This window comes from Bradyrhizobium sp. 141 (genome assembly GCF_023074055.1).
Taxonomy (GTDB): Bacteria; Pseudomonadota; Alphaproteobacteria; order Rhizobiales; family Xanthobacteraceae; genus Bradyrhizobium.
In genome coordinates this window covers 83,730-97,245 of record NZ_JADPKR010000013.1, presented here as the reverse complement: position 1 = coordinate 97,245, position 13,516 = coordinate 83,730, and the positions used below count along the sequence as shown (strand labels likewise).

Here is a 13,516-nt window from a genome sequence, read left to right as displayed (position 1 = left end):
CTCAGCGCCCCTTGAACACCGGCGCGCGCTTCTCCAGGAACGCCATCCGCGCCTCCTTGGCGTCCTCGGTCTTGGACAATGCCATGGTGATGTTCTGCTCGAAGCGGTAGGCATCGCGCGGCGGCATCAGCTCGACCATGTTCGCCGCGTTCTTGGCGTATTCCATCGCGATCGGGCTCTTCGAGGCGATTTCCGCGGCGATCTTCATCGCTTCGGGAATCAGATTTTCCTTGGTCGTGCAGGCCTCGATGATGCCGAGGCGGTAGAGCTCGGCGGCCGGCACGCGATAGCCGGTGAAGAACATGCGGCGCATCAGGGAGCGGCCGAACAACGTATTCAGCATGGCCGCACCACCGGCGAGCCCGACATTGATCTCGGGCATGCCGAACACGGCGTCCTCGCAGGCGTAGAAGATATCGCACGAGGCCATCAGGCCGACCCCCGCGCCCAGCGCAACCCCGTTGATCGCGGCAATGACCGGCTTCGAGCACTCGCGGATGCAATTGCCGGTCTCGCGCGTGATCCGGTTGTGACTGTGAAACGCGCCGATCTTGGTCGGATCTGGACGATCCTTCAGATCCGCGCCGCTGCAAAACACCTTTCCGGCGCCGGTGAGGATCGCGACCCTGACGTCGCTCCGCTCGGAAATCTCGTCGAACACGGCCACGATGCGGTCGCGCATGGCACGGTCGAGCGCGTTCACGGGAGGACGGTTCAGCGTCACCAGCGCGATGTGATCCGATACTTCGAGAGTGACGATATCTGCTGACATTGGCTTCCTCCTGGATTTCTGTTCGTCTTTATTGCTCCTGACCGATCGGTCAGCTTTCTGTGCTGATAACATCATCAGCGGTAGCTTGCAATATACAGCCAACTCCCTATTGACCGACCGATCGGTCAGCCGATAGATTTCACGGAAACCAAAGAACGATAGTGAGAGGAGGAACTCGCATGCTCAGGATCAGCCGACGCCAGGCGACAACCCTGATCGCCGGCGCCCTCGCCGCCCCGCTTGGCGCGCCTGCCATCGTGAGCGCACGCTCATCGCAGACAGTCTTCATCATCGTGCCCTATGCGCCGGGCGGCTCGATCGACAGCCTGATGCGCTCGATCGCGAAGGCGATGGCGGAAACCCTGGACCAGCCGGTCCTGGTCGACAACAAGCCCGGCGCCAACGGCATCGTCGGATCGCAATACGTGGCGCGCGCGCCGAAGGACGGGTCGGTCCTGCTTGCGGGCGGCACCGGCCCGATCTCGCTGAACGTCCTGTTGAGCAAGGCCCTGCCCTACAAGCTGGAGGACTTCGCCTCCGTCGCCATGCTCTGCAACGGACCGCTGTCGCTGACCATGAATGCGAAGACGCCCGCCGCCGACGTGAGGAGCTTCGTCACCTACGCCAAGGGCCGCGACAAGCCGCTGTTCTACGCCACGCTCGGCCCGGGCAGCGTCACGCATCTGTTCGGCATCATGATGGGCAAGTCGATGGGATTTGCCGTCACCGAGGTCGCCTATCGCAACAATCCGGCCTCGATCATGGAAACGCTGTCGGGAGAATGCGATCTCAACTTTGCGACGCCCGCCGCCGTCATCGAGCACGCGCGCGGCGGCCAGCTTCGCATTCTCGCGGTCTCCTCGGACAAGCGCATGGCGAGTTTCCCCGACATCCCGACGCTGGCCGAATCCGGCTATCCGGAGCTGACGGCTTCGTTCTGGACCGCGCTGCACGCGCCTGCGGGCACGCCGCGCGACGTCATCGCGCGGCTGAACGCAGCGGCCAACGCCGCGATGCAGAAGCCCGAGATCGCAAAGCAGCTGGAGACCGACGGCCTGATGGCCGATACCGGCGGACCGGAGCGGCTCGATGCCCAATTGACCAAGGACGCCGCGCTCTGGGGGCCGGTGATCAAGGCTCAAAACATCGTTCTGGAATGAGGCGCGGCTGCCGCCCGCCGGTCAGCGCGACTTGCGCCGGCCGGCCTTGGGCGGCTCCGCGCCGGGAAGCTCGACAAGGTCGCCGCTACGCAGGCCGTTGAAGATCATGTCGAAGAATATCTCCGCGATCTGCTCGGGCGTTGCGGATTTGTTGGGATTGTACCAGCGATGCATCCAGTTGAGCGAGGACAGGATCAGCCGACCGGTCATGGGAACGTCGACCTTGCGGATCTCGCCGGCATCGATGGCCTCCTGGATCAGGCCACGCAGAAAATTCTCGAAACGGTCGCGGCGCGTCAACCGTTCCTTGTGCCTTTGACGGTCGGGATCGTTCCAGAAGGCGGTCGTGGAGGCGATCCAGGCCCAGCGGTAGCGGCGGAAATATTCCGCCGTGGCGACCATGAAGGCGCGGATCTTCTGCGACGGCGGCCCGTCGGGAATGCGATCGCGCACGAACAGATAGAGTTCGAGCGTCGAGCCGACCGCGACGCGCGCGTAGATCTCGTCCTTGTTGGAGAAATGATGATAGAGCAGCGACTTGGAGATGCCGCAGGCGAGCGCGATGTCGCGCATCGAGGTTCCCTCGAATCCCTTGCTGGCGAACAGCCGTCCGGCCTCGGCGAGGATCTGAAGCACGCGGTCCGAGGCCTCGGCCTGGTTCGCAACGCCATCCTTCATCGTCGACAGTTCAGTCATGAGGTCCGCAATCCATTCGTCAGCCTGGCGGCAACAGAGAGCCTTTAGAATGAAACTAGTTTTTCACCGACCGATCGGTCAAGCCCGGCGATTGCCTTGCGAGCAGCCATGAGCGCGGCCCGGATCACGCGCGTCGGCGCGACAAAGGACCAGCTCGGCGAGAGCCCGGTGTGGGACGAGCGCGGGCAGCGCCTCTATTGGATCGACGCGCTGGCCGGATTGATCCGCGGGCTTGATCCCGTCACGGGTGCCATCGAGCAGTTCAGCGTCCCCGCGCCGATCGGTTCGATCGCCTTGCGAGACGATGGCGGCGCGATTGTCGCCCTGCGCAACCGATTTGCGCACTACGATTTCGGCCTGCGCGCACTGACGGAAGGCCCGTCGATCGGGCTGGACCACCCGAAGGTGCGGCTGAACGACGGCAAGGCCGATCCCTACGGATGCTTCCTCGCTGGCACGATGCACGGCGACCGCGCCCCGAATGAAACGGCACTCGGCGGGCTCTATCGTCTGGACCCTACGGGCGCGCTGGAACTGCTGGAGACGGACCTCGCCGTGAGCAACGGACCGTGCTTCAGCCCTGACGGCCGGACGTTTTATCTCGCGGACAGCGCGAGGCGGATCATCTGGGCCTATGATTACAAGCGCGACGGCCCCCTCGAGAACAAGCGCGTCTTCGTCGACACGGAGGCGCAGCAATCCGGTTGCGACGGCGCGACGATCGATTCGGAAGGATATGTTTGGTCCGTCCTCGTACGCATCGGCAAGATCGCGCGGTTTGCACCTGATGGGACGATCGCGCGCATCATCGACATGCCGATCGGTCATCCGACCAGTGTGACGTTCGGAGGGCCCGGTCTCGATATACTCTTCATGACATCGATCTCGCGCAGCCACGCTCTCAGGGACGATCATCCCGATGCCGGCGGCCTGTTCGCGATCGAAGGCCTCGGCGTTCGCGGACTGCCGGCGCACAGGTTTGGCCCCGGCTGACGGGTCTCTTCGCTACTGCGCCGATCTCTTGATCTGCTTCGGCACGTTCTCCGCCATGTAGTCCACGAAGACCCTGATCTTCTCCGGCAGATAAGCGCTCTGGAGAAACGCCGCATAGATCCCTTCGTCGAAGCTGGAATTCGTCACCCGGAAGCCCGGCAGCAGACGTATGAGGCGCCTGCTCTTCAACTCCTCCGCCACGGTGTAGTCGTCGAGCAGCGCGATGCCGTGCCCGGTGACGGCGAGATCGCACAGCACCACGCCGTTGTTGCTGCTGAAGGACGAAGGCACGACGATCTCTCGCAGCCTGTTCCTGCGCATGAACTTCCAGACCACGTCGTCGGGACCCATCCAGTAGGTCAGGCATTTGTGGCGGGTAATGTCCTCCGGCTCGCGCAGTTTCGGCATGCGCGCAACGTAGTCCGGCGAAGCCACGAGGATCCGCTCGCTCCTCAGGAGCCTTCGCTGCATGAGGCCGGGATCCTTCGGCGCCTGGATCTGGAAATCGACGTCGAATTCGTCCTCCCGAAGCAGGGCGTGCCGCTCGGACAGGCGCAACTCCACCTTCAGCTCCGGATAGAGCTTCTGGAATCCAGGGATCAGCGGCGAGAGCACCTTGATGCCGAACAGCGTCCGCGAATGCACCCGCAGCGTTCCGCGCGGCGCGGTCTGGAGCGAGAGCGCCGCGGCTTCGGCGTCCTCGATGCCGTGCAGCACCTGCTCGGTGCGCTGGAAGAAGATCTTGCCCGCGTCGGTCAACCCGAGATGGCGCGTGCTGCGGTTCAAAAGCTGCACGCCGAGCTGGGCCTCGAGTTCGCCGATATAGCGCACCGACGCCGGCGACAGCCCGACGCGGCGCCCGGCGGCCGAAAAGCTGCCCTCACGGACAGCGCTGACGAACAATTCCATGGCCTGAAGGCGGTTCATCGATCTTTTCAGATTCTGCAAAGGACATGCTCAGATTACGTCAATTGTTCGAAAAAGCTCAAGGCCATAACTTCATGAGAACGCGTCGCAAGAGCGACCGACTCAATGGGAAGGAAGCAACCGATGGAATTCGGCGTATTCATTCTGGCGCAGCAGCGCGGCTATCATCAGAGCTCGCAGCAGGTCATCAACAACGCCGTCGAGCAGACGGTCACGGCCGAGCAGGCCGGCTTCGATACGGCCTGGTATGCCGAGCACCATTTCAACAATTACAGCCTTTGTCCCTCGCCGTTGATGATGATCGCCCACTGCGCCGGCCTGACCAAGCGCATCCGCCTCGGCTCAGCCGTCTGCGTGCTGCCGCTGTACAATCCGGCGCGGCTGCTCGGCGAGATCGGTTTTGCCGACACGGTCTCTAACGGTCGCCTCGATCTCGGCATCGGCTCGGGCTACCAGAAATTCGAGTTCGACCGCTTCGGCGTCGACCTCGACCATTCGCATGCGCTGTTCGCCGAATTCTACGACGTGCTCCAGGCCGGCATGCGGGAGCGTATCTTCTCCTATTCGGGCGAGCACCTGAAGATGCCGCCGACCGCGATCGCCGTGCGCACGGTGCAGACGCCGATGCCGCCGATCTGGGTCACCTCCGGCCATGCCGAAACGCTCGGCCGCGCCGTTCGCGACAACCACAATCTGTTCGTCACCGCGCTGCTGAATGGCCTTGATGCGATCAAGGCTCTGCGCGAACGCCTCGAAGGGATCGCGGCCAAGGAAGGCCGCTCCATCGACGACACGCATTTCGGCTTCCTGCGCTGCGCCTATGCCAGCGACAATGACAGCGAGATCACCTCCTACCTCGACAATGCGCGCTTCCAGCGGCGCCTTTCCGAAAGCCTGAAATTCCGGCGCGCCCAGAGCGATGACGGCTATCTGATCAAGGAAGAAGCCGGCCCCAACGACATGAGCCTGGAGACGATGCGGAGCAACCTGCCGGTCGGCAGCGTCAACCAGGTGATCGACCGCATGCTGGAAGAGATCGACATCCTGAGGCCGACCCACATCGCGCTCCAGACCCAGCTTGGCGATTTCGATCAGCGCACGATGCTGCGCCAGATCGAATTGTGGGGCAGCAGGATCATCCCCGCGATCCGGAAGGAGCTGAAATCCAGCCGCACCGGGCGCGGCAGGACCGCGAGCGAGACGGTCTCGGCATAGCCCAGCACCAGCGCAAGCTCGGAGGTACGCCATGGGATGCCAAATCGCTCAAATGACCGATTTCCGCTCTGTCGAAGCCGCCGAATTCCGCTTGGCGATGCGCAACCTCGCGAGCGGCGTGGCAATCGTGGCGACGGGAACGGAGAGCACGCGGCGCGGGCTGACGGTCAGCTCCGTCACCTCGCTGTGCATGGATCCGCCCTGCCTGCTCGTCGGCGTCAACTCGAGCTCCGAAACGCACGCCGCAGTTCTCGCCAACGGCCGCTTCGGAGTCAGTCTGCTTAGCAGAGGTCAGGAGGATTTGGCGCTGCGCTTCGCCGGCGGCGCCAAGGGCATCGACCGCTTCGCAACGGCCCCATGGCAGCAAGGCGTCCTCGATGTGCCGCTGCTCGAACCGGCGCTCGGCGGTTTGGAGTGCGTGCTGCATCATCACCAATTGGTCGGCACGCACGGTCTCTTCATCGGCAGGATCGTGGCGACGCACGGCGGAAACGGCGATCCCCTCGTGAATTTTCAAGGCGAGCTGCGCGCCTTGCCGCAGGCGTAGCCGGCATCATCCCCGATATGCCAGAACAGGAGCAACGCTGTGATCATCGAATGCTTCGACGGCGGCATTGTCCGTCTGACCGAGCCGTCCGAGTTCGGCAAGTTCAAGCTGGTGCTGCATGCCGACACCCGGCTCGCGACGGAAGCCTGGAAAGGAATCACGCTTCTCGACGATCGTGATGCGCTCGTCTCCATCGATCTGGTCCCCACCCTGACGGGCCGCCCGGATGATGCAAGCTGGGATCAGCGCTATGCGGAGATGGTGGCCAAGGCCCGCCAGCATGGCTGGATCGATACCGAGCGACACGCGATTCGGGCTCATATCGAACGAGCGCTTTAAAGCCGTCATGATGACGCCGGCAAGCAAGTCCGGCGTGATCTCAATCGCGCTTGATCCCGATCGACTTGACGATGGGTGCCAGGCGGGCCAGCTCGTCCTCGACCAGGCGCTGAAACTTGTCAGGACCTGAATCGGCGTCCGGCTCCAGACCTTGCGAACGATAGTTTTCCTGCAACTGTGGATCGGCCATCGCCGTACGGGTCGCAGTAGCGATCCGCTCCACGATCACATCCGGGGTCGCCCTTGGAGCGAACAAGCCAAACCAGCCGGCATAGCTGAGGCCTGGCATGCCGGATTCGATGACCGTCGGAATTTCCGGCGCGCCGCTCAACCGCCGATCGCTCGTCACGGCGATCAGCCGCAGCTTGCCCGCGTGGTGCAATTGCAGGATCTGGCTCGAGACCACGGCAATGACCGAGGAGATCTGGCCGCTGACAAGGTCGTTGGTCGCGGGCCCCATGCCCCGATAGGGGACGTGGACGAAATCCCCTGCTAGGCCCGATTGCTGTCTGAACATCTCGCCGACGAGATGATTGCCGGTCCCAACGCCCGGCGTGCCGTACGAAAGCTTGCCCGGATTGACCCGCGCAAAAGCTGCCAGCTCTCGCAGGTCCTTGACCGGCAGGGAAGGATGAACCGCGAATGCCAGCGTGCTGGTGATCAGGCGATAGATGGCGCGGAAATCGCGTACCGTGTCGTAGGCCGGCTGCGCGGAGGACAGCGGAATCATCACCTGGGTGCTGCCATTGCCGAGCAGGAGCGAATAGCCGTCGGCTGCGCTCTGCGCCACCGCGGCGGTGCCGATCGCACCGCCAGCGCCGCCGATATTCTCGACATAGATCGGCCCCAGCAGCGAGCCGATCCTGTCGGCCCAGGGACGGCCGATCTGATCACCAGCGGCGCCGGCCGTGTAGGGAATGACCAGCCTGATGGGGCGGGAGGGGTATTCATCAGCGGCGACGCCACCGGGCCAGGCGGCCAGCGCCGAGATCCCCGCCGCCATATCGAGCAGTTCTCGCCGTGAGAGCAGGGACATCTTCTGCATATTCGGGACTGAGCTGGTCATCATACACGAATGTGGCGCCCGGAAAACGTGCGGGACGAGCGACTGCGGAATTAAGAATTTGGTAACGATACGAACGCGGTTCAGCGCATTAATGCAAATCGCACGCCGCCGGTGTCTAGCCGTAACGACCCTGCTATAAAGCGCAGTGACGGCTCGATGGATTTTCGCGAATTGTCCGGTTTCCCTGATTGCGCATGAACAAGCTTAGCAACACCTTCGACATCGTCATCGAGCAGGCGTTCGACTTTCTGTCTCCGGAATATGCCGAGCTGTTTGATCGCTCGGCCGCCACCGCGTTCCAGCACCCGATCTGGCTGCACTGCCTCTACACCAGGCTGGCGCCGGAAGCGGGTGCGGCACCTCTGGTCGTCGTGGTCCGCCACCGCGCGACGGAAGTGCTTGCGATGGTGCTGCCCCTGCTCCGGATCCGGCGCGGTCCGATCCGAACCGTCGAGTTCGCCGACCTGCGCGTCTCCGACTATCTGGCGCCGGTCTGCAGCCCGGACGTGTTTTCGCAACTGCTCGACGACGCGGCTGCGTGCGCGGAAATTCGGCGCCTCGTTCGTCCTTTCGATCTGCTCCGAATGACCAAGCTGCCCGACGGGCGGCTTCCGATCGAAAACCTGCTGGCTGCGTCGCGCCGCGTAGCGATGGACACCAACGCCTACGCGACGGTTCTGGTCGCGCCGTTCGAGCAATGGCGGGCCAGTGCGATCGATCGCTCCTATCAGAAGGAGCTCGCAAAGAAATATCGTCAGCTTCAGAAGAAAGGCGCGCTGAGCTTCTCATGCTGCAACGACAGCGCCTCCGTGATTGAGGCCATGGAGGTGATGAAGAAGTTTCGCGGTCCGCGCTTTCAGGCCCAAGGCGACGGAGATCTGCTGCAGCGCTCCGAGTATTTCGGCTTCTATTCCGACGTGGCCCTTCGTGGTCTCGGCGCCTTTGTGCGCCTCTATGCCATGACGATGGACGGCGAAGTGATCGCCGCGGTGCTCGGACTGTGCCATCGGGAGAGCTTCCTCATCATCATGAGCGCCTTCGACATCGCCGGGTACAAGAGCCAGTCCCTCGGCGCGCTGATGTTCGAGCAGGTGGCGCGGGATTGTATCGAGCGCGGGGATCAGATGCTCGATTTCACCATTGGTGACGAGCCATACAAGAAATTGTTCGGCGGACAGCCTTCGCCAATGTGGGCGGTCACGAAAGCCGGCAGCACCGCAGGCGCCCTCGCCCTGTTCGCGCTGAAGCAGGCTCCCTGGCTCAAACTGGCGGCCAAGCGGCTATCGGATCTGCGGCTGCTGCCCGCCCGCACCCCGACGCCCACGCGCTGACGGGCGGCAGGCGAAGGAACGCAGAGCTCAGGCGCGCAGCGCGCCGCGAACACGTCCAAGCCAGCCCGGATGCATTTGATCGACACGGTGTGCCAGGCTGCGCCGCAGGAAGTGCAGCCGCCGCCGGACATCCCAGCCGATATCGTTACGAGACGTCAGGGCCTGACGGAAGCGCGCCATCTTCAGGGACTGCTGGTCCGCCGCGATCTTGTCGCGATCGGAATAGAACTGCGAGATCTTCTCCTGGCCCATGCCTGATGTCATGAGCCATCGCGGCGCATATTCGGTGCAAAGACGATCGACGTCCACCAGCAGGCGCGCGACGCCCGTGCCGGCGGCGGGGCAATTGGTCTGGAACGCATCGCCGATGAGCACGACGCCCGGTTGGAGATGTCCCTCGACGACGGTCAGATCCATCACCCAGTTCTGGACCCGGTCGGTGACGCGGAAATCGCCGAGATAGGGCCGCAATCCCGGCAGCAGACGCAAGAGTGTCGCTTCCGGTTCGCGGCGCAGCTCGCGCATGATCGGATCGGTCGGGTCGCGGAACATGAAGAGATTGGCCCGCATGCCGGCGCGAACGGGAAACAGGCTGAGATAATCGATGCCGTCCGCCGTGCGCTCGCCATAGCAGGTCAGCGCCTCGAAATCGAACGGGTGACCGTCCTGACGCGCAATCGTGAAACCGAACGAAACCGAATGGCGCTCGGCCAGCACGCGCCGCCTGATCCCGAGTTTGTAGCCGAGAGCTCCCGCCATGCCCGTGGCTAGAACGACAAGGCGCGCGGTCACGCGCCGCCCGGAGGCCAGCTCGAGATGCTGGACGTCGTCGCTGCAGCTGATGGCGGTGACCTCATCGACGATCAGGCTGGATGGATCGGGTAGCTGGCTGCGCGCCATGGCGACGAGGTCGGCATAGGGAAATCCATAAGCCTGGCCGACGCTGACATCGACCACCTTGCCTTCCCGGATATTGAGCACCTGATCATATCGACAAGCGGCCTTATCGAGCGCATCGAGGAAGTCCAGCTTGCGGAGCATCTCCAACTGATGGCCGCCGATCTTTTCGACCCGGAACTCGTCCGGATGGACCGCCCGCTTGTCGATCAGGGCGATGCGATGCCCTGCCCGCGCCAGCACGGCCGCCGCGAGCGATCCGGCAAGACCGCCGCCGACGATCGCGATGTCCGCAACGGTTCTCGAAGTGCCAGCTGTGGCGATCGGCTCGGTCACAGTTCTGTCCGCCGTCATGATCCAGGCTCCCACGGTCAACCAAAGTCGCACGTGCAATTCCCTGGCCTGATGTCGCATCGCAGGGCCGAACGCGATCATTTCTCGATATCGAGGTTAACGGAGCGGAGAGCCGGCATCCCTGACGATAACCGGCACGCCTCTTGCTCGGGATTCTCCGTACATTTCGGTTTCGGGCAGCTCGGCGGCCGATCCCGGCGAGCCAACCCGCATTCAAACGGCTGATCTCGCCTCTGGTCCGGGCTGGGCCTTGCTCGATTTGAGACAATGAGGACGACGATGTTCCACAGTGAAGCAACCGGAGTAACCGCGATGTCGTCGCCGCCGACAAGATTCTGCATCCTGCCCATTAACACTCGCGGTTTTTGGGCATGCTAGGTTGTCGCCGATATCGGAACATGTCTCTTCAGGAGAGAGCAGCTCCTTAAACTTCCATGATCGGATCCATCCTCCAGTTCCTGCGGCGTGACGTCACGCGCGGTGTCGTCGGGACCATCCTCCTCAAGGTTGGTAGCGGCGCGCTTGCGTTTGCGTTGTTCTCGCTGGCGGCACGAACGATGTCGCCCGATGGCTTCGGCATCTTTGCGACCTGGCTTTCGGTTGCCCAGATCGCCGCTGTCGTGGGACTGGTCGGCCAGGAATCGTTGCTGGTGCGATTCCTGAACGAGTATCAGGTCGGCGACAGGCCGGATCTCACCAAAGGTGTCCTCCTCTCAAGCTTCAAGATTGCCTCGATCGCAATGCTGATTGTGATCGCCGGGATCGCCATCGTGGCGAACATGAGAGGCGACTGGTGGCTGCTCATCCTTGCGGTGTCGGCCTATACGGCCGTGAACGCCGGAGTGATGCTTGGCAGCCAGGTGGCTCGCTCGCTGGTCAGCATTCTCATGGGCGAAGGAAATCGCGAGTTCTTCTGGCGGGTCATCGTCGTTGTGTTTCTGCTCGCCATGCTGCTCGGCCATCGGCAACTCGATCCCGCCGAGCTGATCGCGGTGATGACCATCGCCATGTCGGTCGGCCTGGTTGCGCAGATCATTTCGATCGCGCGCGTGCTGCCAAATCTGCGCGGCACGGCGGCTCGCTCCGAAACGTCCCGCTGGCGGTCGAGCGCCCTTCACTTCTGGCTCGCATCCATCCTTGAAGTCGCGAACCAGTATTTCGACGTCATCCTGGTCTACTGGATGTTGGATCCGGCGACGGCCGGTATCTACTTTGCCGCCTCGCGTCTCGCCAACATCTTCGCCATGGTGTCCGCGGCGTTGTACACTTTCGGCGCGCGCCGGCTTCCCTCGCTGTATTTCAGCAAGAACCATCGGGAGTTCGAACGAACCTTGCGGCTGATGGCGGAAGTGACCGCGCTTTGCGTGGCCGCCGGGCTCGCCACGATCTGGATCGGCGGCCCCTATCTCCTCAACCTGTTCGGGCCCCATTTCACCGAGCAGCATTCGGTCTTGATCGTGCTTGCGATCGGAACGGCCATCCAGGCCGCGGGCGGCCCGTCTGCTGCGATCCTGCAGCTGACCGGCCATGAACGGATCTATGTTCCCGTCGTTGCCGCCAACGTCGCGCTGCGGTTCGCGGGATTTCTCATCCTCATTCCCTGGCTCGGCGTGCTTGGCGCGGCGGTTTCGGCCACAGTGTCGCTCGCGCTCGCGACTATTGCCCTGAACGTCCTCTGCCGCCGACGGACAGGGGTGGATCCTTCAATCCTGGTGCTCTTGCGCTTCACCGCCATGAAACGCGGCAATTATGCAGTCGGTGGCGCCGACTCCCGTGACTAGGCGTCAATCGCGCCGTCGCTCAGCGGGTCATCGTTCACGCGTCGGCGGTGCGCAAGACCGATTGGTTAACGTGCTTCCCGCGTACCATGCCGGAACCTGCGAAATGACCGCGCGAACGGCGCCGACAGTCGAGCCTCGCATTAACTCCGTTTGTTGCTAGTCGGTGTCCACGCCATGGGCGCATGTTAGGTACGGAGTTAAGAAGGTGAAGATTTCGTTTCTTTAGCGGGTCGGGATCCGTGCTCCACTATCAGCCGAACAAGGAATTGGGCGAGACGACCGCGACAGCACCCGCGCAGCCAGACGGCGGCGGACCAAAGCTGCGCGTGCTTCTCGCGCAAACCCAGGCCGAGAACGCCGGTGCGCAGGAGATCTCCAGGCTGCTCGGCGCCGGGCTGACCGCTCGCGGCTACCGGGTCACCAATCTGTTCTTCTTCCGTAAATCGGAATCGTTCGATGAGCCGCCCGATACGCTCTATTGCGCGCCGAGCCGGCCCGGAAATCCCGCGGCGCTGCTGCGAATGCTGTGGACGCTCGGCCGTCATATCAGCACCATCAGGCCTGACGCCGTCCTGACATTCCAGCATTTCGGCAACGTCATCGGCGGCGGCGTGACGCGCCTCGTCAGCCGCGCACCCGTCATCGCCAACCAGGTTTCATCCGCGCTGTCGATGAGCTGGCCGGTCCGCACCGCTGACATCGTCATGGGCAGTGTCGGCTTCTTCGACCGTATCACGCTCAATTCGCAGGACATGCAACGCGAATATTCGCGCTACCCCGCGGCCTATCGGTCACGCATGGTGCATGTGCCGCACGGCTTCGACGACAAGGCCCTCACCCTGTCGAAGGAGACTGCACGACAGAAATTCAATCTGCCGCCGGATCGTGTATTGCTCGGCTGCGCAGCGCGGCTGCATCCGCACAAGCGGCTCGACATGGCGATACGTCTGCTGCCGGATCAACCATCCTGGCACCTTGCGCTCGCCGGCCAGGGAGCGGACGAGGCCCGGCTGAGGCTGCTGGCGAATGAATTGAAGGTATCGGACCGGCTGCATTTGCTCGGGGAAATCCCCCCCAGCCGAATGGCGGATTTTCTCGCCTGCCTGGACGTGTTTGTATTCCCGACGCAGGCGGAAACCTTCGGTCTGGCCGCGGTCGAGGCTGCAAACGCCGGTGTTCCCTCCGTCGTTACGGATCTTCCCGTCCTGCGCGAAGTGTTGTCTTACGAAGGAAAACCGACTGCACTCTTCGTCGACGCCTCCGATCATACGAAGCTCGCGGCAGCCGTCTCCAGGCTGCTGACGGACCAGCATTTGAGCGATGAACTGCGACAAAATGCCAAAGGCCTCAGGTTGCGCTATTCGGTAGATGCCATGGTGGAGGAATACGTCCGAATTCTCGGCCAGGTCACTTGACCTGATACGTTGGAATAGATGGG

13 protein-coding genes are annotated in these 13,516 nt (G+C 63.1%); 8 read left to right on the top strand and 5 right to left on the bottom strand.

What is annotated here, in order from left to right; translation table 11 throughout:
• Position 1 precedes the first annotated feature (1 nt).
• Positions 2-772: an enoyl-CoA hydratase/isomerase family protein gene (locus IVA81_RS02770; protein WP_247311905.1), complete on the bottom strand. Its 771-nt coding sequence runs from the start codon at positions 770-772 to the stop codon at positions 2-4.
• Between the two features lie 179 nt (positions 773-951).
• Here IVA81_RS02770 and IVA81_RS02765 point away from each other — a divergent pair, with 179 nt between their 5' ends.
• The gene (locus IVA81_RS02765; protein ID WP_247311902.1) at positions 952-1,932 is read left to right on the top strand and encodes a tripartite tricarboxylate transporter substrate binding protein; all 981 of its coding nucleotides are present in this window, start codon (positions 952-954) and stop codon (positions 1,930-1,932) included.
• Between the two features lie 21 nt (positions 1,933-1,953).
• Here IVA81_RS02765 and IVA81_RS02760 read toward each other — a convergent pair whose 3' ends face one another.
• On the bottom strand, positions 1,954-2,628 hold the full coding sequence (locus tag IVA81_RS02760) for a TetR/AcrR family transcriptional regulator (protein WP_247311899.1): 675 nt from the start codon (positions 2,626-2,628) through the stop codon (positions 1,954-1,956).
• 108 nt (positions 2,629-2,736) lie between these two features.
• Between IVA81_RS02760 and IVA81_RS02755 the strand changes: the two genes are divergently transcribed.
• On the top strand, positions 2,737-3,621 hold the full coding sequence (locus IVA81_RS02755; protein ID WP_247311896.1) for an SMP-30/gluconolactonase/LRE family protein: 885 nt from the start codon (positions 2,737-2,739) through the stop codon (positions 3,619-3,621).
• Positions 3,622-3,633: 12 nt separating this feature from the next.
• Here the strand turns inward: IVA81_RS02755 and IVA81_RS02750 are convergent, their stop codons facing one another.
• Positions 3,634-4,548 carry a LysR family transcriptional regulator gene (locus tag IVA81_RS02750; RefSeq protein ID WP_247311893.1) on the bottom strand — a complete coding sequence of 305 codons (915 nt, stop codon included), beginning with the start codon at positions 4,546-4,548 and terminating at the stop codon, positions 3,634-3,636.
• Positions 4,549-4,671: 123 nt separating this feature from the next.
• On the opposite strand from IVA81_RS02750, the gene IVA81_RS02745 reads away from it, so the two are divergent.
• Genes IVA81_RS02745 through IVA81_RS02735 form a run of 3 tightly spaced genes read left to right on the top strand, consistent with a single transcriptional unit; the run spans position 4,672 to position 6,649 of the window.
• Positions 4,672-5,763: an LLM class flavin-dependent oxidoreductase gene (locus IVA81_RS02745; RefSeq protein ID WP_247311891.1), complete on the top strand. Its 1,092-nt coding sequence runs from the start codon at positions 4,672-4,674 to the stop codon at positions 5,761-5,763.
• A gap of 52 nt (positions 5,764-5,815) precedes the next feature.
• Entirely contained in the window at positions 5,816-6,310 is a 495-nt protein-coding gene (locus tag IVA81_RS02740) for a flavin reductase family protein (RefSeq protein ID WP_247311889.1), read from the top strand.
• Positions 6,311-6,349: 39 nt separating this feature from the next.
• Positions 6,350-6,649 carry a hypothetical protein gene (locus tag IVA81_RS02735; RefSeq protein WP_247311887.1) on the top strand — a complete coding sequence of 100 codons (300 nt, stop codon included), beginning with the start codon at positions 6,350-6,352 and terminating at the stop codon, positions 6,647-6,649.
• A 40-nt stretch (positions 6,650-6,689) separates the two neighbouring features.
• On the opposite strand, the gene IVA81_RS02730 is transcribed toward IVA81_RS02735, so the two are convergent.
• The gene (locus tag IVA81_RS02730; protein ID WP_247311884.1) at positions 6,690-7,685 is read right to left on the bottom strand and encodes a tripartite tricarboxylate transporter substrate binding protein; all 996 of its coding nucleotides are present in this window, start codon (positions 7,683-7,685) and stop codon (positions 6,690-6,692) included.
• A gap of 224 nt (positions 7,686-7,909) precedes the next feature.
• Between IVA81_RS02730 and IVA81_RS02725 the strand changes: the two genes are divergently transcribed.
• A complete protein-coding gene (locus tag IVA81_RS02725) occupies positions 7,910-9,046 on the top strand; it encodes a GNAT family N-acetyltransferase (protein ID WP_247311881.1) in 1,137 nt (378 codons plus the stop codon).
• A gap of 27 nt (positions 9,047-9,073) precedes the next feature.
• On the opposite strand, the gene IVA81_RS02720 is transcribed toward IVA81_RS02725, so the two are convergent.
• On the bottom strand, positions 9,074-10,297 hold the full coding sequence (locus IVA81_RS02720; protein WP_247311878.1) for an NAD(P)/FAD-dependent oxidoreductase: 1,224 nt from the start codon (positions 10,295-10,297) through the stop codon (positions 9,074-9,076).
• Positions 10,298-10,731: 434 nt separating this feature from the next.
• On the opposite strand from IVA81_RS02720, the gene IVA81_RS02715 reads away from it, so the two are divergent.
• Entirely contained in the window at positions 10,732-12,078 is a 1,347-nt protein-coding gene (locus tag IVA81_RS02715; RefSeq protein ID WP_247311873.1) for a polysaccharide biosynthesis C-terminal domain-containing protein, read from the top strand.
• A gap of 239 nt (positions 12,079-12,317) precedes the next feature.
• On the top strand, positions 12,318-13,493 hold the full coding sequence (locus tag IVA81_RS02710; protein WP_247311871.1) for a glycosyltransferase family 4 protein: 1,176 nt from the start codon (positions 12,318-12,320) through the stop codon (positions 13,491-13,493).
• Positions 13,494-13,516 lie beyond the last annotated feature (23 nt).

Coding starts and splice junctions, on each gene's coding strand:
- IVA81_RS02770 (WP_247311905.1), bottom strand. CDS start 772: ATGTCAGCAGATATCGTCACTCTCGAAGTATCGGATCACATCGCGCTG.
- IVA81_RS02765 (WP_247311902.1), top strand. CDS start 952: ATGCTCAGGATCAGCCGACGCCAGGCGACAACCCTGATCGCCGGCGCC.
- IVA81_RS02760 (WP_247311899.1), bottom strand. CDS start 2,628: ATGACTGAACTGTCGACGATGAAGGATGGCGTTGCGAACCAGGCCGAG.
- IVA81_RS02755 (WP_247311896.1), top strand. CDS start 2,737: ATGAGCGCGGCCCGGATCACGCGCGTCGGCGCGACAAAGGACCAGCTC.
- IVA81_RS02750 (WP_247311893.1), bottom strand. CDS start 4,548: ATGAACCGCCTTCAGGCCATGGAATTGTTCGTCAGCGCTGTCCGTGAG.
- IVA81_RS02745 (WP_247311891.1), top strand. CDS start 4,672: ATGGAATTCGGCGTATTCATTCTGGCGCAGCAGCGCGGCTATCATCAG.
- IVA81_RS02740 (WP_247311889.1), top strand. CDS start 5,816: ATGACCGATTTCCGCTCTGTCGAAGCCGCCGAATTCCGCTTGGCGATG.
- IVA81_RS02730 (WP_247311884.1), bottom strand. CDS start 7,685: ATGTCCCTGCTCTCACGGCGAGAACTGCTCGATATGGCGGCGGGGATC.
- IVA81_RS02725 (WP_247311881.1), top strand. CDS start 7,910: ATGAACAAGCTTAGCAACACCTTCGACATCGTCATCGAGCAGGCGTTC.
- IVA81_RS02720 (WP_247311878.1), bottom strand. CDS start 10,297: ATGACGGCGGACAGAACTGTGACCGAGCCGATCGCCACAGCTGGCACT.
- IVA81_RS02715 (WP_247311873.1), top strand. CDS start 10,732: ATGATCGGATCCATCCTCCAGTTCCTGCGGCGTGACGTCACGCGCGGT.